This is a genomic window from Flavobacterium sp. LK-23 (genome assembly GCF_058135255.1).
Map to the genome: position 1 here is coordinate 382,714 of NZ_JBYUVT010000005.1, position 22,360 is coordinate 405,073.

Here is a 22,360-nt window from a genome sequence, read left to right on the forward strand (position 1 = left end):
TAACCAATGGATTTACAAGAACTTTTAGGACGATTTTTACTGTTGTTTTTTTCGATTTTGGTTTTGTATTTTTTCTCCAACAGAAAAGATAATGCTACTATAAATCCATTAATGGTTATTGTGGGACTTTGTACTTTTTCCCTTTGTTATCTTTTTACCAAAATAGAAATTGGAGTCGGAATTGGTTTTGGTCTTTTTGCTATTTTTTCGATACTTCGATTTAGAACACAATCTTTCACGGTAAATGCTATAATCTTTCTTTTTGCCACAATTACATTGTCAATTCTGGACATTATGTATCCGTTTGAAAAGATTGAACTGTTGCTGTTTTTTCAAATTATTATTATCGGATTTTATATTGCAGCTTCGGTTATTGTCAACAAAAAAGCTTCAAAATATCTGAATTCCGTAGATGTGAAAATTCCGCTTGACGATAATTTTTCTTTAAACTCAGAAGTAATTCGAAAATCAATTCAGCAGAAAATTAAGATTGAAGATTTCGACTTTAGAATTGTATTAATCAATACAGCAAGCAACGAAATAGATTTATTAGTGTTCTATTAATCGTTGAATGGACGGACTTGTTTGATGTACAAATCTCTTTTTTCGCCCACAATTTTAAATTCAATATCTACCGGATGAAATTGGTTTTTACGCCAATAGCGATACATTTTAGTTTCAATTTTTTTACTGACATCGTATAGATTACTCATTTCTTTTCGAGTCAATAACGGTTCATTATCATTCAAATTGGAATTGGAAGTGTAATCAATATCAAAATCGGTTTCATCTTTACCGTCATTGAAATGATAGGCTACAAACTGTTCGCAGATTTCTCCTTTTTCGGGTTTCACAACCGAATTTTCTCCCTTTTGAACATTGACCGTAATTCCAGGAAAATTTTCTCTAAATATATTTTTGGTAATAATTACGCCATTTGCCAATTCATCTGGAAAAGAGCGATGCACCAAGACGCCCATTGCAATATTTTGCTGGTCAATTCCAAAAAGTTCTCGTTCGTTATACGAGGCTTCATTCCAGACACTTGCCCAGACTTGCTTTATGGCTTTTTCGAAAGTTTTGATCGAATCACCTACAATTCCGGTTTTAGAATCGTACAATCCAGCGCCATTAAAATCATCTAAATCTTCTGCATTCGTAGACGAACGAAATCTGAAGTTTTTAAATTTGGCGTCTTTGAAAGCAAAATTCAATTTCGATATTAATTCAGGATCAATTGGTTCTTTTTTGATAGCGTCTCTAATTTTTTTAAGTTGTTTGTTAATCCAAACTGCAGAATCTTTTTGTGGGAAAGCTAAAAGCTCTGCAATTAATGGAGAAATAGCAGGGTTCTGAATATGCTTTGTATAATAGTAAAACGGAATAGCATGTGCATTTTCGGGAACTTTAAAGGAAATCTCTTTAGAAATGGCAATTAAATACGCCATGTTTTGTGCCTTCGAACCGATATAATTAATTCCCTTTTTTGGAATTTCAGATAGATTAACCAATTCTGTAACGCTATTGTCTATAACTAGCTTTTTCTTTTTTCCAGGAGACTTGGTTGGAATTTTTTTAGTGGTTTCTTTAATGAAAAAAGTATCGACTTCAATTTTTATTTCTACTTTTTTAGAAAGCAACCTTTTGATGTTTTTGTCTTTTTCAATATCCGTATAAGCCATTATCGGAATCTTTCTGTTTTTTCCTAAAAGAACCAAATGGCTTAATGGAGTTTGAAGTTCGTTGACAATAATTCCTCTCACATTTGGGAGAATATCAGGCGTTCCATCCAGAATAATAATCTCGTCAGAACTAGGTTTTGTAGTTTCTAAATCTTTGATTTTGTATTGTCGCAGAATCCCAATAGTACTTCCACGAACAACTTCCTGATATTTTAATTCGCCAAAAATATAATCAGATTTCACACACGGAATTTTGAATTCCTCGCGCTGGAACCAATTCATCATTTCTGGATTGTTCAGATAAAATTTCAGTTTTTCTCCAATAAAAGTGGAATTTTTAACCATAGTAAAAAAACGTTCAATCAGTGGTAGAGGCATATGATCGGATGCGGCGAGTTCAAAAATCCATTTGTCGGTTCCTTTAATGTGATTTAAATTTCCGAGAAGAAAATCTCTATTCTTTTCAGTGTTGCTGTAGTTTTCATTATTAAAGATTTCTAAATCATGGCTATATCCCAAATAATTAACTACAAAATCGTAATGAAGCAAAATAACACTGCTGTTGAAATAATACATTTTTTGTTTTCTGAGATCGTAAATGACTTTTACTGATTCAATATTCGAAAATTTATCAGACAAAGGTTTTCCTCTAAATGCTTTGTAAGCTTCATAATTTGGTAAAGACGCGCTAAATCGCTGCGCACTTAACGAAGTTAATACGAAAAGGAAAAACAAGCTATAAATGTATTTTTTCATATCATAAAAATGGATGATTAAATGTAATTAAAAAAAGAACTCATTGTGTGAAATTGTTTTTGTCAATTTTACCTCGTCCAATTAAATTTAAATCTTTGCAAATCTGCTTTAATCTTTTAAAATCTGCGTGAAAATATCGACTGAAAAAAGTATTTCACGCAGATTTTAAAAGATTAAAGCAGATCAAATTTGATTTTTATTCTATTAATTATTCTATTTTGCCCAATGGGTAAAAATAGAATAAGTTTTATCTACCGCGGGATTGCTTAAAGTAATGAAAACCATGGTGAAATTTTCTATTATTTGGCGTACCTTTGCAACCTTAAAAAATTAAACTTTTCAAAATGAAACGAGTAGTTGTTGGACTTTCAGGTGGAGTAGATTCTAGTGTTGCGGCGTATTTATTGCAACAGCAGGGATACGAAGTTATTGGCCTTTTTATGAAAAATTGGCACGATGACTCTGTTACTATTTCTAACGAATGTCCTTGGCTGGAAGACAGTAATGATGCTTTGCTTGTGGCTGAAAAATTAGGCATACCGTTTCAAACTGTTGATTTAAGCGAGGAATACAAAGAAAAAATCGTTGATTATATGTTCAACGAATACGAAAAAGGAAGAACTCCAAATCCTGACGTGCTTTGTAACCGCGAAATCAAATTTGATGTGTTTATGAAAATCGCTTTAAGTCTTGGTGCAGATTATGTGGCAACGGGACATTATTGTCAAAAAAGCGAAATAGAGGTAGACGGAAAACCAGTTTACCAACTAGTTGCTGGAGTTGACAATAATAAAGATCAATCGTATTTCTTGTGCCAATTGTCACAAGAACAATTGTCTAAAGCTTTATTTCCTATCGGAGCTTTGACAAAACCTGAAGTGCGCGAAATTGCTGCTGAAATGGAATTGGTTACAGCAGAAAAGAAAGATTCACAAGGTTTATGTTTTATTGGAAAAGTTCGTCTTCCAGAATTTTTACAGCAAAAATTACAGCCAAAAGATGGTAAAATTGTTCAAGTAGATAAAGATGATTCGATTTATACTTCTGAAAAATCAGCTGAACTTTCTTTGGAAGAAAGATTAAAGTTAGAATCTCAAAAACTAGATTATCTTCCAACAATGGGAAAAGTGGTTGGAAAACACCAAGGAGCTCATTATTTTACAGTTGGGCAAAGAAAAGGTCTAAATGTAGGAGGAACAACAGATCCTTTATTTGTAATTGCAACCGATGTAGAAACTAATACAATTTACACAGGTATGTCGAGCCAGCATCCGGGTTTATTTAAAAAAGCACTTTTTGTTGGAAAATCTGAAGTTCATTGGATTAGAGAAGATATGACTTTGAAATCGGGTGAGAAAATGGAAGTGATGGCTAGAATTCGTTACCGTCAGCCTCTTCAAAAAGCGGTTTTACATCAATTTGAAGACGGAATGTATGTAGAGTTTGAAGAACCACAGTCTGCTATTACAGAGGGACAATTTGTTGCTTGGTATTTAGAAAATGAATTAGTTGGTTCGGGAGTAATTTCTTAGCTTTATACTTTATTTGGGAGAAGATCCCTAAAAAGTATAGATGAATGAGATGTAGCTTTACTTTTCTTTTAATACTTCTTTCGTTTACAGTATTTGCACAAGAAGATGCATGGGTTTATTTTAATGGTAAGCCTAATGCTCAGGCTTTTTATGACAATCCTCAAGCTGTACTTTCGCAAAGAGCTCTGGATCGAAGAACGAACCAGAATATCGTTTTGGATATTACAGATGCTCCTTTAGAGACCTCATATGTTAATCAAATTTCAATAAGTACAGGAATTACGATAAAAGCACAATCGAAATGGCTGAATGCACTTCATATTCAAGGAACTCAGGCTAATATCAATGCTTTAAAAACGTTAGCTTTTGTTCAGAAAGTAGAATTTGCAGATAGAACTTTAAATACTACGGGAAAAAAAGTTTCAGAAACGACAATCAATCAGACGAAAAAGCAAATACAAACCGCTATTGATTATGCTTATGGTAATTCTGCCAATCAAATTCAGATGTTGAATGGGCAGGTTTTGCATCAACAGAATTACACAGGAGTAGGTAAAATTATTGCTGTTTTAGATGCTGGATTTCCAGGTGTCAATACCGCTCAACCATTTGAAAATCTTAGAAATAATAATAAAATTCTAGGAGGATACGATTTTACCACTCGAAATGCTAATTTCTATACTGGAGGAGATCATGGAACGAAAGTGCTTTCTACAATGGGCGGTTACAAAGAAAATGCTTTAATAGGTACGGCTCCAAACGCTTCCTACTATCTTTTTATAACTGAAATTGTTGCTGATGAGAATCCTCTTGAAGAATCACTTTGGGTTGAAGCGGCGGAGAAAGCGGACGCTTTGGGAGTAGATATTATTACGACTTCGCTTGGATATTTTCTTGATCGAGATGAAGTTAGGTACAATCATACATACAGCGATATGAACGGAATTACCACTTTTATTTCGCGTGGTGCCGAAATCGCTTTTAGTAAAGGAATATTAGTTTTGGCTTCTGCTGGAAATGAAGGAACTCAACCTGAAAAGCACATTGGTGCTCCAGCCGATGCTGTCTCTGTTTTGGCAATTGGATCAGTTACAGCTAACAAAGTAAGAGCTAGTTCAAGTTCAATTGGGCCAAGTTACGATGGCAGAATTAAGCCCGATGTTATGGCACAAGGAGCATCGGCGGTAGTTTCTGATGCAAATGGAACTATTGGTACAGCAAGCGGAACTTCATTTTCATGTCCGATTATGGCAGGGATGGCGGCTTCGTTGTGGCAAGCTTTTCCATCAAAAACGAACAAAGAAATTAGACAGATGATTTTGGCTTCTGCAGATAAATATGCGAATCCGGATAATAACTATGGATATGGAATTCCGAATTTTGGTACAGCATTAGGTGTTGATGATTTTATAGCTGAAGCCTCGTTTTTGGTCTATCCGAATCCTGCAAAGACTGAAGTTTGTTTTTCTTTTTTTAACGAAAGCAATACCGCATCGGTAACCATTTATTCTATTTTAGGGCAAAAATTAATCGAAGAAAAAATTAATAATTCAAATCCAGTTCTTTCCTTGCAATCACTTCAAAGCGGACTTTATATTTATAGTTTTGATGGTGATAATCTGCATAAAACAGGAAAAATAATCAAGCAATAGTTTTAATGAATAAAATTACCCAACTCTTTAATATAAAATATCCAATCATTCAAGGTGGAATGATCTGGAATAGTGGTTACAAATTGGCTTCGGCGGTAAGTAATGCAGGAGGTTTAGGACTTATTGGTGCAGGTTCTATGTATCCAGAAGTTCTTAGAGAACACATTCAAAAATGTAAAAAAGTCACAGACAAACCTTTTGGTGTCAATATTCCGATGTTATATCCTAACATCGAAGAAATTATGAATATTGTGGTTGATGAAGGTGTTAAAATTGTTTTTACTTCTGCAGGAAATCCGAAAACTTGGACTTCTTTTTTGAAAGAAAGAGGTATTACAGTTGTTCACGTGGTAAGCAGCAGTGTTTTTGCTTTAAAAGCGCAAGATGCTGGTGTGGATGCCGTTGTGGCAGAAGGTTTTGAAGCGGGCGGACATAACGGACGCGAAGAAACCACAACGTTGACTTTGATTCCGATGGTGAAAGAAAAAATACAAATCCCTTTAATTGCAGCGGGTGGAATTGCGACAGGAAGAGGAATGCTTGCGGCAATGGTTTTAGGCGCAGATGGTGTTCAGGTTGGAAGCCGTTTTGCAGCATCTTTTGAATCTTCGGCACACAATAATTTTAAAGATACGATAGTTAATACTATAGAAGGAGGTACTCATTTGACTTTGAAAGAATTGGCACCCGTACGATTAGTGAAAAATAAGTTCTATCAGGATGTTCAGGATTTGTATCAAAAATGTCCATCTAAAGAAGAATTAATACAGCTTTTAGGACGTGCAAGAGCCAAAAAAGGAATGTTTGAAGGAGATTTGGATGAGGGAGAATTGGAGATTGGACAGGTTGCAGGTCTGATTCATGAAATTTTGCCAGTTGAAGAAATTATTCGACAAATGATAGCCGAATTTGAAGTCGCATCCAAAGAAAAGACTACATTTGAGTTTTAATTGACTGCAAGAAATAATTTATGAATTCTATACGCACATATATACTATTACTTTTTTTAGTGTTAGGCCTTCAACAAGCTAAAAGTCAATCATATCATTTTAAAACTTCAGGATTTAGCGTTCTAGAAAAAAATGAAAGAGGAAAATGGGGCGAGTGGTCCAATCTAGATTTAGTAAATCTTTCGGTTGTTTTAGATACCAATAAACATAGAATTGTAGTTTATTCTCAAGAAATCCAGCTTTACAATATTTTAGATTACATAGAAAGAGAAGAAAACGACACAGATATTGTGTATTCTTTTATGTGCAAAGATAATGATGGAAAAGAATGCAAGCTGTCAATTATTACACGTAAAAAACAAGATTATAGAAAACAGCTTTATATTAATTATGATGATCATATCATCGTTTATAATATTATTACTGTCTAAGTTTCTAAGATGCTAAGATTCTAAGTCGCTAAGTCTTTTGAATTTAATAAAATAATAAACCCGACAGATTTTTTAAGAACTGTCGGGTTTGCTATATAAAAAAAGCTCAGTGTCTTGGAATCTTGGCATCTCAGAAACTACAAAGAATCTACATCCTTAATAAACTCATCATATTCTAAATAGAACATTTCTAGAGCGTGCATATTTTCGTTGAAGAAATCAAAAATAGCATCCCAAGTGTTTTTATTGCTGAAACCAACGCCAAGTTTTTCTACCCAAATTCTACTGATGTTTTTACCGCTTTCAAGAGTATAATTTTTTTCAAAAACCAAGTCTTTGATAAATTCTTCCTCTAGGATGTTTTTTAAAGCTTCAAGTTTTTCAAAGTAGGCAATACGTTTTTCATCGCTTCTGTGTTCGATATCAATTAAAACCTGTGCTTTCTTATTATCTACATAAAATTTAAAAGAAAAATCTTTGATTTTAGTGTCGTAAAGCACCCATTTGCGAGGGTATTTTTCGGCAAAAGCTACCCAAAATTCTCTTTTTATTCTTTGCGATTCTTCTCTGCTGTACATTTTTTTTGGCTTTAAGATTAGAAAACTTGCGGTACTGCGTTTTCTGGAGTATATTTATGTTTTATTTGAAAATACAAAAATAAGCTTTGATTATGAATTTTCAAGACTTTTTGAAATATGTTCCCAATATAATTCCGCTAGAATTACCAGCAGTAACGTCACACTTAAAAATGGCTCCAAAAGAGCGTATAGAGGGATTAAAAAATCTTGATATTGATGCATTAAATGCCAGAATGGCGGGAGTAATGATGCTGTTTTATCCAAAACAGGAAAAAACACATTTGGTTTTGATTGTTAGAAATGCTTATGATGGCGTTCATTCTGCTCAGATAGCATTTCCAGGAGGAAAATATGAAAAGGAAGATATTAATTTTGAAACCACTGCACTTAGAGAAACACATGAAGAGGTAGGGGTAACGAGGGATAAAATAAATATAATTAAACATTTTTCCCCAATGTATATTCCGCCAAGTAATTTTTTGGTGCATCCTTTTTTAGGAATTGCTACAGAAGAACTTTCCTTTTATCCTGATATACGAGAAGTGGCTGCAATTATTGAACTGCCTTTGTCTGTTTTTTTGAATGATGATATAATTATTGAAGCCAGATTATCAACTTCTTACGGAGCAAATATTTTAGTTCCTGCCTTTAATATTCAAAATCACGTTGTTTGGGGTGCCACAGCAATGATTTTGAGTGAATTGCGCGATGTTTTGAATGTCGCTATTGCAAAAGAAATTTGATAAAGTTTATTTAATGATTTGATATTCATTTGGATAACTGTTATTTGGAGAAATTGTTTTAAAGTGTTGCTAAAAGAATAATTTTTGTATGTTTGCGACCTAACAAAAAAATAAGATAAATTAGTTATGGGATTGTTTAAACGAAATCCTTTTGGGCATATATTATTCATCAAGAAATGGTTAATCCGAGTTCTCGGTGCCATGACTCATAGAAGGTATAGAGGTTTTAATGAATTGCAGATTGAAGGATCTGAAATTATTAAAACACTCCCAGATACTAATGTTTTATTTATATCCAATCACCAGACTTATTTTGCAGATGTTGTAGCAATGTTTCATGTTTTTAACGCCAGTTTATCAGGGCGTCAAGACACGATTAAGAATATTGGCTACTTGTGGCAGCCAAAAATGAATATTTACTACGTAGCAGCCAAAGAAACCATGCAGGCTGGATTACTGCCAAGAATTTTAGCTTATGTGGGCGCAATCACCGTTGAGAGAACTTGGCGTTCTAAAGGCGTTGATGTTACAGAAAAACGTGATGTAAATCCAAACGATACAGAAAACATCCGAATTGCTCTAGAAGACGGCTGGGTTATTACTTTTCCTCAAGGAACAACAAAATCATTCAAACCAGTTCGTAAAGGAACAGCACATATTATCAAACAGCACAAACCGCTTGTTATTCCAATTGTAATTGACGGTTTCCGCAGATCGTTCGATAAAAAAGGACTTCGAATGAAGAAAAAAGGAATACTGCAATCTTTCATTATCAAAGAACCTTTAGATATTGATTATGAAAACGATACAATCGAACAAATTGTAGAAAAAGTAGAATACGCAATTGAACAACATCCATCATTTTTAAAAGTTATTCCTGCAGAAGAAATCAAAGTACAAGAGGAACTGAATAAATTAAGACGCTGGGATTATTAGAATAGTTTTTTTTTGTTTAAAGTTTAAGGTTTCAAGTTTGCTTTGTCTGGCTGAGCGAAGTCGAAGCCTAACGTTGTGTCCTTCGACTTCGCTCAGGGTGACAAAATCGATTTTGTATCTGGTTTATGGTTTTTAGGTTTCAATTTAGTAGAAACTTTGTCCCTTTGCAACTTAGAATCTTTGTGTCTTAAAGAAAACTTAGAACCTTAGCATCTCAGAACCTTAGCAACTTAAATTAAAAATCTATCTTCTTCAACTCTTTATAATTAGCGTATAATCTGCGTAAAAGTGTTCCGTAAATAATTCGGTAAAAACACCAGAATAATCCAAAGAAACCTAAAATGACAAGGAATAATATTCCTATAGTAACAAACATGGCTTTTCCGTTCATCGCTAATTTTTCTCTAAGAAACTCCATATCTGGATTGTAGACAAAAGCAATAAAGAAGCTTAGAATTGCGGTAATCACAATCATTCCGAGATTATACCAAACATAATATTGTACAGTTTTTCGGGTTTTTAAAATAGCACTCATCAATGATTTTGTTGCTATTGTGGTCGAAATTGTTCTGTAGTTTTTATAGAAAATGTAAACAAAAATTAATACAACAACATAATTAAAGTAGGTTAGAAACTCTAAAGCTGTTACTATTTCAGGATGATTCATTTTTCGCAATACATCATCTGTATTGATAAACAAGTTGGAAAAAGTCCAAAACGAAATCTCCAAAATGCTGATGATTAAAATCCATTTTACAATTGAAGATGATTTTCTATGAATCATCTTGTAGATTTCATTTTCAGAAATTTGTTGAAAAGAATCAGAGTTCTTTTGCCAGTCTTTTTTTAGTAAATCCAGTTCTTTCATAATAATTTTTAAGGATTTAGTATTTTTTTAAGTTTCCCTTTAATTCTGTTCATTTTCACGCGCGCATTCACTTCGCTGATTCCTAAAGTTTCAGCTATTTCTTGATAATCTTTGTCTTCTAAATACATAAAAACTAATGCCTTTTCAATGTCATTTAATTGATAAACTGCCTTATACATCAGTTTTATCTGTTCTTCTTCTTCATAATTATAGTCAACATCTTTTACAAAATGCTGATGATTTTCATAATCTACGGTCGATATAGTTCTTTTGGTTTTTCGGTATAAGGTAATGGCAGTGTTTAAGGCAACACGATAGGTCCAAGTCGAAAATTTACTGTCGCCTCTAAATTTTGGATAAGCTTTCCACAGCTGAATGGTGATTTCTTGAAACAGATCTTTATGAGCATCTTCGCCAGCAGTATATAATCTACAAATCTTGTGGATTATATTCTGATTTGCCTGCAGCTGCGCAACAAATGACTGTTCTAGATTTTCACTCATAATGTATTAGTAGTTATGAAAACATTTTTGTTACAGTTGATGTTTTATTTTTTGCCACGAATTTCACAAATTTCCCGAATTACTTCTCAAAAGGGAAAAAACTAAAGTTTACTTTTTTTAAAATTCGTGCCAATTCGTGCAATTCGTGGCAAACTTTATAGTTGCCTTGTTTTATAGTAATTAATCGTCAAATCAATAAACTTACTATAGCTTTTCATTCCATCTTTTTGGTTATTTGTTTTTAAAAAACTATCCCATAGAAAATGAAAACCTTTATCTATAAAGGTGTCATATTTTTTCCAAAAATCTTGGTCTTCTTGATAGTTTTTTAAAATTCCAGTATTTACTTGTTTCTTTAGTATTTCAAAAATTTTCTCGTTTTTAAACTGCCAGATTCCTAGACAATAGCGTAATGCAAAACTATATCCTGCATATTGATAATATAAATTGTCATTTTTGACAGAAGCCAAAAGGCCAATAAAATTGCATTCACTTTCACTTGCAAAACCAATCTGATGTGCCATTTCATGAGATGTAGTTAGTGGAAAAGTGTACATTGGCAATAAGTCGTTAATTTGCGCTTCGTTTGTAAATGGATTTAAATAACCGCCAAATCCCATATAAGTTAAAGGAAGGCTAAACAGTGATTTTTTTACGCTTAATGTTTTGTATTTAAAATAAGGATGTTCTTTCGCTAAATTATCGTAACCGTTTAAAATCATGTTAAATGACTCTTTCTGTGAATATGGAAAGACAATTTTAGAGCTTTCATTTTTTGTAATTTGAAACTGAACTTCATTCGTCTTTGCAATTAATCTTTTAGTGAAAGCCAAAAGATCAGCATCGGTATATTCTCTTTTGATTTCCATTTTTTCAAAAAGAGGTTTACGGTAATAATTGAAAGCCCAAAGCAGGTGAAAGAAAAAGTAAAAAACAGAGATCTTACCTAGGATTTTAAGAAGATGATCCTTCCAGTCTGTTTTCCAAGTTTTTCTGGTTTTCCAAAACCAACTAATTATAGAAATCATTAAAAGAGCATAAATAATATCACCGACAGAAAAAGGAATTTTACCTAAGATTGTTCTTGAAAAATGAGAAATTCTAACGAATAAATTTTTGCTGTAAAAGCCTTCCACGAAGTCAGGAAAGAATGGTAGGATTTTATAAAAGATAATTTGAACTAAGAGAAATAAAGGTAAAACGTATTTTGATTTCACAGTATAGTTTTTAGATACGTAAATATAAACACAATATTATTATTAAAAAAAAGGATTGTATTTGTAGGAATTGATTTTAAGAATTTGGATTCGTGCTAATTCCTCAAATTTGTGCTCAAAAAAAGTTGAAACTTTGTAACTTTGGGACTCTTAATTGTTAAACATCAAACAAAATATAATGAGTCAAGAAATTAGAAATCTGGAGCCAAAAGCACTTTGGAATAAATTCGCAGATTTAAATGCTGTTCCCCGTCCGTCTAAAAAAGAAGAACGTGTAATTGAGTTTATGAAGAACTTTGGAAATAGCTTGGGTTTAGAAACTTTCGAAGATGAAATCAGAAATGTAATCATAAGAAAACCGGCTACTCCAGGAATGGAAAATCGTAAACCAATCGTAATGCAAGGGCATTTAGATATGGTGCATCAAAAGAATGCTGATACAGTTTTTGATTTTGATACACAAGGAATCGATATGTATGTTGATGGTGACTGGGTTCGCGCGCGAGGCACAACACTTGGAGCTGATAATGGACTAGGAGTGGCGACTATTATGGCAATTCTTGAAAGCAAAGATATTCCGCATCCTGCAATTGAAGCTTTATTTACAATTGATGAAGAAACAGGAATGACTGGTGCTTTAAACTTAAAAGGAGGAATCTTGCAAGGTCAGATTTTGTTGAACTTGGATACAGAAGAAGATGATGAAATTGATATTGGATGTGCAGGTGGAATTGATGTAACGGCTACAAGAACGTATCATGAAGAAGAAGTTCCAGAAGGATCTGTTGGTTATACTATTACAGTAAAAGGTTTAAATGGCGGGCATTCAGGAATGGATATTCATAAAGGTTTAGGAAACGCTAATAAAATTATGAACCGTTTGTTGTTTGATGCATTTGAAAACTTTGGTTTACAGGTTGTAGAAATCAACGGAGGAAGCCTTAGAAATGCAATTCCGAGAGAAAGTGTTGCAAAGGTGGTTATTTCTCAAATGTTTGATGAAGCTTTTGTTTATGATATGCAGGAAATTATTTCTGATATAAAAGCAGAATACAAAACAACCGAGCCTAATTTGACTATTGAAATCGTAAAAGGAGATTTACCTGAGAAAGTAATGGATTTAGGTGTGCAGGAAGGAATTATCAGAGCGATTTATGCAGCTCAGAATGGAGTTTATAAAATGAGCGCTGATATGGCCGATTTGGTTGAAACTTCAAATAATATTGCTCGCGTCGTTATTAAAGATGGAGAAATCTTGGTAGGATGTTTAACACGTTCTTCTGTTGAATCTTCAAAATTTGATTTGGCAAATTCTTTACGTTCTGCTTTTGAATTGGTTGGGTGTGAAGTGGAGCTTTCTGGTTCTTATCCAGGATGGACACCAAATGTAAATTCGGAAATTTTAGAAGTCTTAAAAGAGATCTACGAAAAACAAAATGGAGAACAGCCTAAAGTTGTGGCTTGTCACGCTGGTTTAGAATGCGGAATTTTAGGAACAAATTACCCTGATATGGACATGATTTCTTTCGGTCCAACAATTCACGGAGCGCATTCTCCAGACGAAAGAGCAAGTATTTCTTCTGCACAGAAATATTGGAAATTTGTGTTAGAAATCCTTTCTAATATTCCAGTTAAATAGTTTTAGTATTCAGTCGCAGTCTCGGTAATCAGTTTAAAAGAACTGTAAACTGAGACTGTAAACTGAGACTAAAAATTAATCCCTCTTAGGAGTATTTTTCTTTTCTCTCTTTTCTTCTTTCTTTTCTTTAGCCGTTTTTAACGGTTCTTTTTTTGCTGTTTTTTTAGCGTCTTGACCTTTTGCCATAATATTGATTTTGCTGTTTTGTAAGTAAATGTAAGGTTTTTAAAATCCGAAACGCCAAAAAAAATCCCCAATTTTAAAAATTGAGGATTTAGGTGTTCTTTTATTGGTATTAAAAGTTTAATTGCGTTTTAATACTTTATATTGTTCATAACAAGCGCTGATTGCGTCCATAATCTGAAGATCATTTGCGGTCTGGATGAAAGAATCGGAATAGTTACAGCGATGCATAATTTCGGGGATTTCATCTTTGCTGACTCCTAATAATACGGCAACTGTTTCACGATCGTATTTTGATTCTAACAGCGTTCTTACCGTATCATCTTTTTTCATTTCCTTTAGTTTCTTGAGTTCTTTACCGTTCTTGCCAAAGAAATTATAGAGCATATCGGCAGGGTTAAAGATCGAACCGAGGACTTTTCCAAAAGCATTTGGAGCATATTCTCCAGCTTCATAACCTTGTGTAAGTCCCGAAATACTGTAACGATAGTTTTCTTTTGTTGGAATTAATTTAGAGTCAATTTCAAGATATCCTGTCAAAGAGAAAGGAGCAATAACAACTTCTTCCAAAGCAATTGCTTTTTCTGTAAGCTGAATTCTAGTCACTTTATTCTTAATCCAGTCATTTGTAACTCTAATTCTTAGTGATTGAAATCCTAGAATAGAAAAATGAAGTGTATCGTTTACTTGCACGTCAATTTCAAAATACCCTTTTTCGTCAGATTTTGCACCACGCACTTTGTTGGTGTTAATGATATTTACGCCAGCCAGCGGTTGTTTGCTGTCGTCATTAATAACGTAACCTGAAACTCTTTGTGGAACTGTTGGCTGTGCATCTTGCGTATCTTGTGCAAAACCAATGTTGGCGAGAAGTGTAAAAAAGAAAACTGCGAAATATTTCATATCCTGATTTAAAGCACTAAAAGTAGTAAATCGGGATTAAATATCTCGCAGTCTTGGAATTTAATTATAAGAAAATTAACAAAGGCAACAGTATTGCTTTTTTTGTGTTAAATAAAAAGGGATAGAGAGTTATATTCTATTGTTTTGGATTGCAAAACTTATTTATAAGGTATAAAATTCTGTAAATAAAAAAAATCCCAACTTCCAAGTATGTCTGGAATTTGGGATTTTGTATTTTAAGAAATTAAATTATTAATCTCTTCTAGATCTTCTTGGTCTTGAGCTGTCGCCGAAGTTTTCAGAACGTCTTGGTGCTCTATCTGAACCACCTTCGCTTCTTGGTGCAGAACTTCTGAAACCACCTTCTCTTCTAGGAGCTGAGTTTCTATCACCTCTAAAACCTCCTTCACGAGATCCACCTTCGCGTGATCCACCGTCTCTAGAAGAATTTCTATCACTTCTAAATCCGCCTTCACGTCTTGGAGCGAAGTTTCCGTCTCTTCTTCCAGAATCACGTCTTCCTCCACCACGGTTATTGTGATCACGTCTTCCTCCACCATCATTTTTAGAAATCTCAACATTGATACGACGACCTTCTAATTGAACGTTGTTTAAAACATCCATTACTTTATCAGTAAATTGAGGATCAGTATTAAAGAATGAGAATCCTTCTTTTACGTCAACTTTAAAGATATCATCACGACCTAAATCTAATGTTTCTTTCAAGTAATCTTTTAATGACATCCAGTCGAAGTTATCTCTAGAACCAATGTTTACGAAATAACGAACTGCTCCATTATTACTGAATTCTCTTGGTTCAGAATCGCCTCTTTCACGTCTGTCTGAAGATTGCGTAGAAATATCTCTGTTCTTTTTGTAGTATGCGATGAAACGGTTAAATTCTACTGATACCATTTTTTTGATCAATTCTTCTTTAGATAAATCTTCAAGAACATTATTGATTGCTGGTAAATAGTTGTCAATTTCGTGATCAACTTCAGTATCTTTAATTTTGTTTGCTAAGTGTAACAACTGAATTTCGCAGATTTCAATTCCAGATGGAATCGTTTTTTCTTCGAATTTCTGTTTGATGATTCTCTCGATAGAAGAAATTTTACGTAACTCGCTTTTTGTAACAATTACAATAGAAGTACCTAATTTTCCAGCTCTACCAGTACGGCCCGAACGGTGGTTGTATGTTTCAATTTCGTCAGGCAATTGATAGTTAACAACGTGAGTTACGTTATCAACGTCAATACCACGTGCAGCAACGTCAGTAGCAACAAGCATCTGAATTTGTCTTCCACGGAACGATTTCATTACACCATCACGTTGCGCTTGAGATAAATCTCCGTGTAACGCAGCGGCGCTATATCCATCTTCAATTAATTTTTCAGCTACAGCCTGTGTATCTCTTTTAGTACGACAGAAAACTACAGAGAAAATATCCGGGTTAGCATCTGCTAAACGTTTTAGAGCTTCGTAACGATCGCGAGCATTTACTAAGTAAAATTCGTGAGAAACTGTTGCAGAACCTGAGTTTTTAGCTCCAACAGTAATTTCAACAGGTTCGCTCATGAATTGTTTTGCAATTCTAGCAACCTCTTGCGGCATAGTTGCAGAGAACAACCATGTGTTTTTTTGATCTGGAGTATCTGATAAGATAGATACGATGTCTTCATAGAATCCCATGTTCAACATCTCATCAGCTTCATCCAAAATACAGTAATCTATATTTTTAATGTTAACTAAACCTCTGTTAATCATGTCTTGCATTCTTCCTGGAGTAGCCACAATAATTTGTGCGCCTCTTTTGATCTCTCTAGCTTGCTCTGTAATACTAGCCCCGCCGTAAACTGCTACCACATTAATACCTTTTTCGTATTTTGAGTAGTTTTTAAGTTCGTTGGTAATCTGTAAACAAAGTTCTCGTGTTGGCGATAAAACTAATGCTTGTGTGTTTCTATTGTCAGCATCAATTTTTTGAATTAGCGGAAAACCGAAAGCTGCCGTTTTCCCTGTCCCTGTCTGAGCCAACGCAACCATATCTGTGTCTTTTTCCAATAATAGGGGAATCGCCTTTTCCTGTACCTCTGACGGATTTTCAAATCCTAGATCTAAAATCGCCTTCAGTAACGATTCATTCAATCCTAATTGTTCAAATTTATTCATATATGTATTTAAAATAGGGTGCAAAATTACTGTTAATTATTCAGATAAACTAATGCAATTTCAAGAATTATGCATTTGTTATTATTTGATTATCAAAAAGTTACGATTTTGGTAAAATGATTTTTTGCAAAAAATCCAGAATTTGCCCTAAAAACACGTCTGAAAATGTAAAATTTGAGCTTTAAAATGTTGTATTTGAAACAATTATTTTGTGGTAGTCAGGTAATCAATTAGTTGCTGAACTGCTTTTCCCCGATGTCCAATTGTATTTTTGGTTTCCAAAGGCAGTTCTGCAAAGGTCTCGTTAAAATTTTCGGGTTTAAAAATGGGGTCGTATCCAAAACCATTTGTGCCTGTTTTGGTTAAAGTAATTTCTCCTTTTGCAATCCCAGTAAACAAATATTGTTTTCCATTTAGGTTTAAAGTTATAACAGTTTTGAACTGAGCGTTGCGATTTTCTTCGTTTTTTAAAGCATCTAAAAGCTTGTTCATGTTGTCGTCTGCATTTTTTTGCTCGCCTGCATATCGTGCAGAATATACTCCAGGTTCTCCATTTAAAGCATTTACTTCTAGACCTGTATCATCTGCAAAACAATCATAGCCATATTTTTGAGTTACATAATCTGCTTTTAAAATCGCATTCCCTTCTATGGTATCTGCAGTTTCCGGAATATCTTCAAAACAATTAATATCTTCTAAACTTAATATTTTGATGCTTTCTGGAAGCATACTTTGAATTTCGGTTATTTTATTTTTGTTGTTTGAGGCGAAAACGAGTTTCATAGCATTATGTGTTTAAATGATTTTCAACACAAATTTAGAATTCTTATATTTGATATGTTAGCTAAAATTCAAATAAATGCAATTATCAGTACTTTATAAAAAAATCCTGCCTTTTGTAAAGCCGTACAGAAAAATGGTAATTGCAACTTTACTGTTAACTTTCTTGGGTTCGTTTGCAGCACAGGTAAATGCTGTAATTTTAAAATATACTGTCGATACTATAAATAATTTGATGGTAGCTCACGAACCATTATCCAAAGGATTTCATTTGCTTGGTATAATTAGTATTGTTTTGTTAACTAAAGAATTGGTGAATTCAGTTGTTCAATTTGGACAAAAATTCTACGGAGAAAAACTCCGTATTTTTATTACGCGTGATATTTCTCAAACTATAGTAGAAAAAATTCTAAGCTACAGAATGGAATTTTATACTTCTGATGAAAATGAAAGCGGAAAACTCCAGACTAGAATTGATGCCGGAATTAGCAGTTTAACCAGATTGGTGCAAAACTTCTTTATTGATATTCTGCCATTATTTGCTAACGCTTTTGTGGCTTTGGTAATTATGTTCTATGCCAATGTTTATGTAGGTTTGGTAAGTTTGTGCATTATCCCGATTTATTTTTACATCAGTCAATTGCAGGCAACGAGATTAAGCGGATTCCGACGAAGAATGCGTAAGTATCGCGAAACTAAAAACAACGGAATCATTAGTTTAATTGAGTCGATAACGGTAATTAAGTCCTTTGTGCGTGAATCTACAGAAGCCGATCGTCATGAAAGGATACAATTTGAAATGACCGAAAATCAGCTGCAAACCAGAAAAACCAGTTTTATTTTTGAAAGTATAAAAAGCTTTGTTGAACAGATAGGAGTAGTAATTATAATTATTCTAACGGCTTATTTTGTTTTGAATAATCAAATGACAATTGGTGCGATTATGTTTCATATTATGCTCTTTAATAATGTTTCATCGCCAATTAGACAATTACACCGAATTTATGACGAGGTAAATGATGCATTAATTTATTCTGAAGGATTCTTTGATATTTTGGAAGCAGAGCATGAGACAGAAACTAGCGGTAATTACATCCCAGAAAAAATTGTTGGATTAATAGAAGTGAAAAATGTAGATTTTGTATATCCAAACGGAACTCAGGCACTTTATGATATAAATTTTACTGTAAAACCAAATGAAACCACTGCTTTGGTCGGATTAAGCGGAGCTGGAAAAAGTACCATTATTAATTTATTGGATAAATTTTACTTGCCTTCAACTGGTCAGATATTTTTGGATGGAGTTGATTTGGTTGAATACAATACCGATTTTCTGCGCAAAAATATTGGTTTGGTGCTTCAGAAAAATCACATTTTTAAAGGCACAATTTTAGAGAATATTTTATATGGAAAACCAGAAGCTTCAAAAGATGAAATTATAGAAGCGGCAAAGCAAGCTTATATTCACGAGCAGGTTATTCAATTGCCAAAAGGTTATGATTCTGATGCGCATTTACTTTCAGGCGGCCAACAGCAGCGAATAGCGATCGCTAGATTGTTTCTCAAAAATCCGCCAATCATTTTCCTTGATGAACCAACCGCTAGTTTAGACGCCATCGCGACAGAACAGATTAAGAAATCTCTGGATGCCATCAAAAAAGACAGAACCGTTATTATAATTTCTCATAGTATTTCGCAAATCATAGACGCTTCCAATATTATTGTTTTAGAAAAAGGAAGATGTGTCGAAAAAGGAACTCACGACGAATTATATGATAATAAAGGAACGTATCATCAGATATTCATGGCAATGGCCAACAGCTTAAACATCGAAAAAATTACACAGATTTTCGACTGAAATAATTCAAGGTTATTTTTTCAAAAACAAAAACTACAAGAACTCCAAAAGTATAAGCCAGAATATCTTCCCAAAGAAATCCCTGGCCTAAAACATATCTTCCAAAAAGTGTTTTTCTAAGTGCTACAATCCAATCGGCTTGATATAATTGTAAAAATTCAATTCCATAACAAATCAATAGAGAAAGACACGCAATTGCGAAAGCATTTTTGAAGGGAAGAAATATCCGAATCAGAAAATATATCATGACAGCGTATAGAAAATCACCAATCCATAAGGGGATAAACGATATTTTTCTGGAAAGGATTCCAAGGAAAATGATGCTTAGAAGAACTAGGAAATAGGTAATTCTGGTTTTGTTCAAGTTGAGATTGGGTTTTAGTTAAAGCAAATGTATGTAATCAGTTGTAATTCTTCTTCGTCAAAGTTTAAAACTTTGACAAAGAGAAGTATAACGGGAAAAAGTCTAAATAAAATGGTACACCAATAATCCACTTTTAGGTAACAAAAAATACAAACCCCAATTAGATTCACTTTATTTCATAAATTTATCGATTAAACAAACTATCAACCACATGAATGCAAAATTTTTTACTCTGATTGCAGCTTTGTTTTTTCTAGGAAATCAAGGTTATTCTCAGAAAGACAAAACGTTTAATATTAAAAAACAGTTAGATTATTGTGTAGAGCAAGCTTCAAAAACCTTAAAGGTGATTCCTGACGACGGAACTTCTCCGCGAACAGTTCCAAACGGAAGCAAAGAATGGAAATTTGTTGGCTATAAAGACTGGACAAGTGGATTCTGGCCTGGAGAGTTATGGTTTTTGTATGAAGCAACTAAAGATAAAAAATGGGAAAAAGAAGCCGATAAATTCAGTCGTTTTTTAACACCATTATCTGTTAGCAAAGCCGGTGATCATGATTTAGGTTTTCAGATTTTTAATAGTTTTGGAAACGGATATAGATTGACTAAAAATCCAGAATACAAGCAAATTATTTTAAGAACTGCCGATACATTGGCAACGCTTTTTAATCCGAAAGTGGGAACCATTCAATCTTGGCCTCATAACAAAATGGGAGGGCATAATACTATTATTGATAATATGATGAATTTGGAGCTTTTGTTTTGGGCTTCAAAAAATGGAGGAAGTAAAAAATTATACGATATAGCAGTTAAACATGCGGAAACCACAATGGGCAATCATTTTAGACCAGATAACACTTCTTATCATGTTATAATCTATGATTTCGAAACTGGAAAAAAAATAAAAGGAAGAACAGCACAAGGATATAGTGATGACAGTATGTGGGCGCGTGGTCAGGCTTGGGCGATTTACGGTTTTACAATGACGTATAGAGAAACAAAAGACGCTAAGTTTTTAGATTTTGCCCATAAATTAGCCCGTGTTTATTTGGATAAATTAGCCACAGAAGATTTAGTTCCGTATTGGGATTTTAATGCGCCAAATATTCCGAACGAACCTCGTGATGCTTCGGCGGCGGCTATTGTCTCATCTGCGCTTTTAGAATTAAGTTCGTACACAAAAGACAAGAATTTAAAAGCTGAATATTTGACAAAAGCCAAAAAAATGATCGTTTCGCTTTCAAACGATTATCAAAGTCATGATGTGAATTGGGCATTTTTATTGCATTCAACGGGCCATAAACCTGCAGGAAGCGAAATAGATTGTTCTATAAATTACGCAGATTATTACTATCTTGAGGCATTATTAAGACTTCAAAAATTAAAATAGAAAATTATGCTAAAGAAAATAAGCCAGATTGCCTTTGCAATAATGATGGTATTGACACTTGTGAGCTGTAAAAATACCAAACAAAAACTTCAAGAGTATGTTGTTACGTACAACAAAAACATTGCTCCAAGTTTTAGAGCCGAAAATGTAACGCTTACTACAGCAAGAGGTTATATTAATGATAATAAAATTGAATTGAGATTTGAAACGGACTTAGACCAAAATGAAGGCAATAAATTAGCTTCTTCTATTTCATTTGTAAGGTTGATAAGATCAATGATTGAAAAAGATCAGATTCCAAGACAATTAATAGAAGAAGGGGTTCAATTTGATGTTTACTTTTTAGCAAATGATAATACTGTTTTAGATAAAGAGGTGCTCACAGGAGAATCTCTTAAATATATTTTGAAATAATAGACCGATTAAAAAAAATAAAATATTTTTAAATTCTTACATATTGAAAGTCTCTTTAAAGTTTATTTAAAGAGATTTTTTTGTATTTACAGCTAAAAATTAAAATTTAAAATAGCGTTTTCATTCTTACAAATATTGGCATTTTACGAGTATAAACGGTTTGCATTCAAAGAATTACATATGTCTTTTTTATAAATTCATATTGGTTTTATGTTATAAATTAATTATGTTTGAGTTAAAAAATAACTATTAAACCAAAAAATTATGAAAAAAATTACCCAAATCGCATTTGCAATTGCTTTTGCATTATTTTTAATTAGCTGTAAAAATACCAAGCAGAAAATCCAGGAGCATGTAAGTAATTACAATAATTCTTCTTCTATAAAAGGAAGTGGCATTACGAGCACATCTGCAAAAGCTTTTCTAAATGACAATAAAATAGAAATTAGAATTGAAACCAATTTGGAAGAAAACGATGCAAACAAATTAGCTTACAAAGAATCTTTTCCAGATTTATTAAAAGAGATGATCAAGAATGACCAAATTTCATCTTCTCTTATTGCTGAAGGAGTAAAGTTCGACGTCTATTTCTTAGCTTATAATAATGCTATTTTGGCTCAAGAATTAGTAGATCAAGAAGAATTAGCCGTTTTAGAAGGAAATACAAGCGCAGGTAAAGAAACAGCAAAATTGTAATTAAAGTAGATTTTTAGAAAAAGCCTCTTCAATTTTTGAACATGCCCCAAAAAGTTAGACACTATTTGGGGCATTTTTTATGGAAAGAAAAACAAAGTATGACTATGCATTTA

At 33.3% G+C, this 22,360-nt stretch carries 21 protein-coding genes; 12 read left to right on the forward strand and 9 right to left on the reverse strand.

All coding sequences use genetic code 11. The features are described 5' to 3' along the window. The first annotated feature begins 6 nt into the window (after positions 1-6). Positions 7-564, forward strand: coding sequence for a DUF4956 domain-containing protein (locus AC3Y25_RS11000; protein ID WP_250835384.1), 558 nt, complete (start codon positions 7-9; stop codon positions 562-564). Here AC3Y25_RS11000 and AC3Y25_RS11005 read toward each other — a convergent pair. Further along, entirely contained in the window at positions 561-2,438 is a 1,878-nt protein-coding gene (locus tag AC3Y25_RS11005; protein ID WP_489902777.1) for a PEP/pyruvate-binding domain-containing protein, read from the reverse strand. The genes AC3Y25_RS11000 and AC3Y25_RS11005 overlap by 4 nt on opposite strands. Positions 2,439-2,782: 344 nt before the next feature. On the opposite strand from AC3Y25_RS11005, the gene mnmA reads away from it, so the two are divergent. The 4 genes from mnmA to AC3Y25_RS11025 are packed head-to-tail and all read left to right on the forward strand — an operon-like array spanning position 2,783 to position 7,003. Next, positions 2,783-3,970, forward strand: a complete 1,188-nt coding sequence (mnmA, locus tag AC3Y25_RS11010) for a tRNA 2-thiouridine(34) synthase MnmA (RefSeq protein WP_489902778.1) — start codon at positions 2,783-2,785, stop codon at positions 3,968-3,970. A gap of 44 nt (positions 3,971-4,014) precedes the next feature. Then, complete coding sequence (locus AC3Y25_RS11015; RefSeq protein ID WP_489902779.1) at positions 4,015-5,622, forward strand: S8 family serine peptidase; 1,608 nt, start codon at positions 4,015-4,017, stop codon at positions 5,620-5,622. Between the two features lie 5 nt (positions 5,623-5,627). Continuing rightward, positions 5,628-6,572: an NAD(P)H-dependent flavin oxidoreductase gene (locus AC3Y25_RS11020; protein ID WP_489902780.1), complete on the forward strand. Its 945-nt coding sequence runs from the start codon at positions 5,628-5,630 to the stop codon at positions 6,570-6,572. Positions 6,573-6,592: 20 nt separating this feature from the next. Further along, complete coding sequence (locus AC3Y25_RS11025) at positions 6,593-7,003, forward strand: hypothetical protein (protein WP_489902781.1); 411 nt, start codon at positions 6,593-6,595, stop codon at positions 7,001-7,003. A 137-nt stretch (positions 7,004-7,140) separates the two neighbouring features. Here AC3Y25_RS11025 and AC3Y25_RS11030 read toward each other — a convergent pair whose 3' ends face one another. Beyond that, complete coding sequence (locus AC3Y25_RS11030; protein WP_489902782.1) at positions 7,141-7,581, reverse strand: DUF4268 domain-containing protein; 441 nt, start codon at positions 7,579-7,581, stop codon at positions 7,141-7,143. A gap of 92 nt (positions 7,582-7,673) precedes the next feature. On the opposite strand from AC3Y25_RS11030, the gene AC3Y25_RS11035 reads away from it, so the two are divergent. Together AC3Y25_RS11035 and AC3Y25_RS11040 are read left to right on the forward strand one after the other, a co-directional pair. Next, positions 7,674-8,324, forward strand: coding sequence for an NUDIX hydrolase (locus AC3Y25_RS11035; RefSeq protein ID WP_489902783.1), 651 nt, complete (start codon positions 7,674-7,676; stop codon positions 8,322-8,324). A 126-nt stretch (positions 8,325-8,450) separates the two neighbouring features. Continuing rightward, a complete protein-coding gene (locus AC3Y25_RS11040) occupies positions 8,451-9,260 on the forward strand; it encodes a lysophospholipid acyltransferase family protein (RefSeq protein ID WP_250835391.1) in 810 nt (269 codons plus the stop codon). 235 nt (positions 9,261-9,495) lie between these two features. Here AC3Y25_RS11040 and AC3Y25_RS11045 read toward each other — a convergent pair whose 3' ends face one another. The 3 genes from AC3Y25_RS11045 to AC3Y25_RS11055 all read right to left on the reverse strand — a co-directional run bounded on the left by AC3Y25_RS11045 (position 9,496) and on the right by AC3Y25_RS11055 (position 11,848). Then, positions 9,496-10,128: a DUF8845 family protein gene (locus tag AC3Y25_RS11045; protein WP_095929939.1), complete on the reverse strand. Its 633-nt coding sequence runs from the start codon at positions 10,126-10,128 to the stop codon at positions 9,496-9,498. An 8-nt stretch (positions 10,129-10,136) separates the two neighbouring features. Next, entirely contained in the window at positions 10,137-10,631 is a 495-nt protein-coding gene (locus tag AC3Y25_RS11050; protein ID WP_008462500.1) for an RNA polymerase sigma factor, read from the reverse strand. A gap of 155 nt (positions 10,632-10,786) precedes the next feature. Continuing rightward, positions 10,787-11,848: a DUF3810 domain-containing protein gene (locus AC3Y25_RS11055; protein WP_489902784.1), complete on the reverse strand. Its 1,062-nt coding sequence runs from the start codon at positions 11,846-11,848 to the stop codon at positions 10,787-10,789. Positions 11,849-12,026: 178 nt separating this feature from the next. On the opposite strand from AC3Y25_RS11055, the gene AC3Y25_RS11060 reads away from it, so the two are divergent. Further along, positions 12,027-13,487: an aminoacyl-histidine dipeptidase gene (locus AC3Y25_RS11060; protein ID WP_489902785.1), complete on the forward strand. Its 1,461-nt coding sequence runs from the start codon at positions 12,027-12,029 to the stop codon at positions 13,485-13,487. Positions 13,488-13,790: 303 nt separating this feature from the next. Here the strand turns inward: AC3Y25_RS11060 and AC3Y25_RS11065 are convergent, their stop codons facing one another. From AC3Y25_RS11065 to AC3Y25_RS11075, 3 genes are all read right to left on the reverse strand, one after another. Next, entirely contained in the window at positions 13,791-14,573 is a 783-nt protein-coding gene (locus tag AC3Y25_RS11065) for a carboxypeptidase-like regulatory domain-containing protein (RefSeq protein WP_095929943.1), read from the reverse strand. 252 nt (positions 14,574-14,825) lie between these two features. Beyond that, positions 14,826-16,745, reverse strand: coding sequence for a DEAD/DEAH box helicase (locus AC3Y25_RS11070; RefSeq protein ID WP_489902786.1), 1,920 nt, complete (start codon positions 16,743-16,745; stop codon positions 14,826-14,828). 204 nt (positions 16,746-16,949) lie between these two features. Further along, positions 16,950-17,528: a non-canonical purine NTP diphosphatase gene (locus AC3Y25_RS11075; protein WP_489902787.1), complete on the reverse strand. Its 579-nt coding sequence runs from the start codon at positions 17,526-17,528 to the stop codon at positions 16,950-16,952. 76 nt (positions 17,529-17,604) lie between these two features. Between AC3Y25_RS11075 and AC3Y25_RS11080 the strand changes: the two genes are divergently transcribed. Continuing rightward, complete coding sequence (locus AC3Y25_RS11080) at positions 17,605-19,383, forward strand: ABC transporter ATP-binding protein (RefSeq protein WP_489902788.1); 1,779 nt, start codon at positions 17,605-17,607, stop codon at positions 19,381-19,383. Here AC3Y25_RS11080 and AC3Y25_RS11085 read toward each other — a convergent pair. Beyond that, positions 19,364-19,747 (reverse strand): ribosomal maturation YjgA family protein, encoded by a 384-nt coding sequence (locus tag AC3Y25_RS11085; protein ID WP_489902789.1) that lies wholly within the window; start codon positions 19,745-19,747, stop codon positions 19,364-19,366. The genes AC3Y25_RS11080 and AC3Y25_RS11085 overlap by 20 nt on opposite strands. A 211-nt stretch (positions 19,748-19,958) precedes the next feature. Here AC3Y25_RS11085 and AC3Y25_RS11090 point away from each other — a divergent pair, with 211 nt between their 5' ends. From AC3Y25_RS11090 to AC3Y25_RS11100, 3 genes are all read left to right on the forward strand, one after another. Next, the gene (locus AC3Y25_RS11090; RefSeq protein ID WP_489902790.1) at positions 19,959-21,137 is read left to right on the forward strand and encodes a glycoside hydrolase family 88 protein; all 1,179 of its coding nucleotides are present in this window, start codon (positions 19,959-19,961) and stop codon (positions 21,135-21,137) included. Positions 21,138-21,143: 6 nt separating this feature from the next. Continuing rightward, the gene (locus AC3Y25_RS11095; RefSeq protein ID WP_489902791.1) at positions 21,144-21,551 is read left to right on the forward strand and encodes a hypothetical protein; all 408 of its coding nucleotides are present in this window, start codon (positions 21,144-21,146) and stop codon (positions 21,549-21,551) included. 264 nt (positions 21,552-21,815) lie between these two features. Beyond that, the gene (locus AC3Y25_RS11100) at positions 21,816-22,247 is read left to right on the forward strand and encodes a hypothetical protein (RefSeq protein WP_489902792.1); all 432 of its coding nucleotides are present in this window, start codon (positions 21,816-21,818) and stop codon (positions 22,245-22,247) included. Positions 22,248-22,360 lie beyond the last annotated feature (113 nt).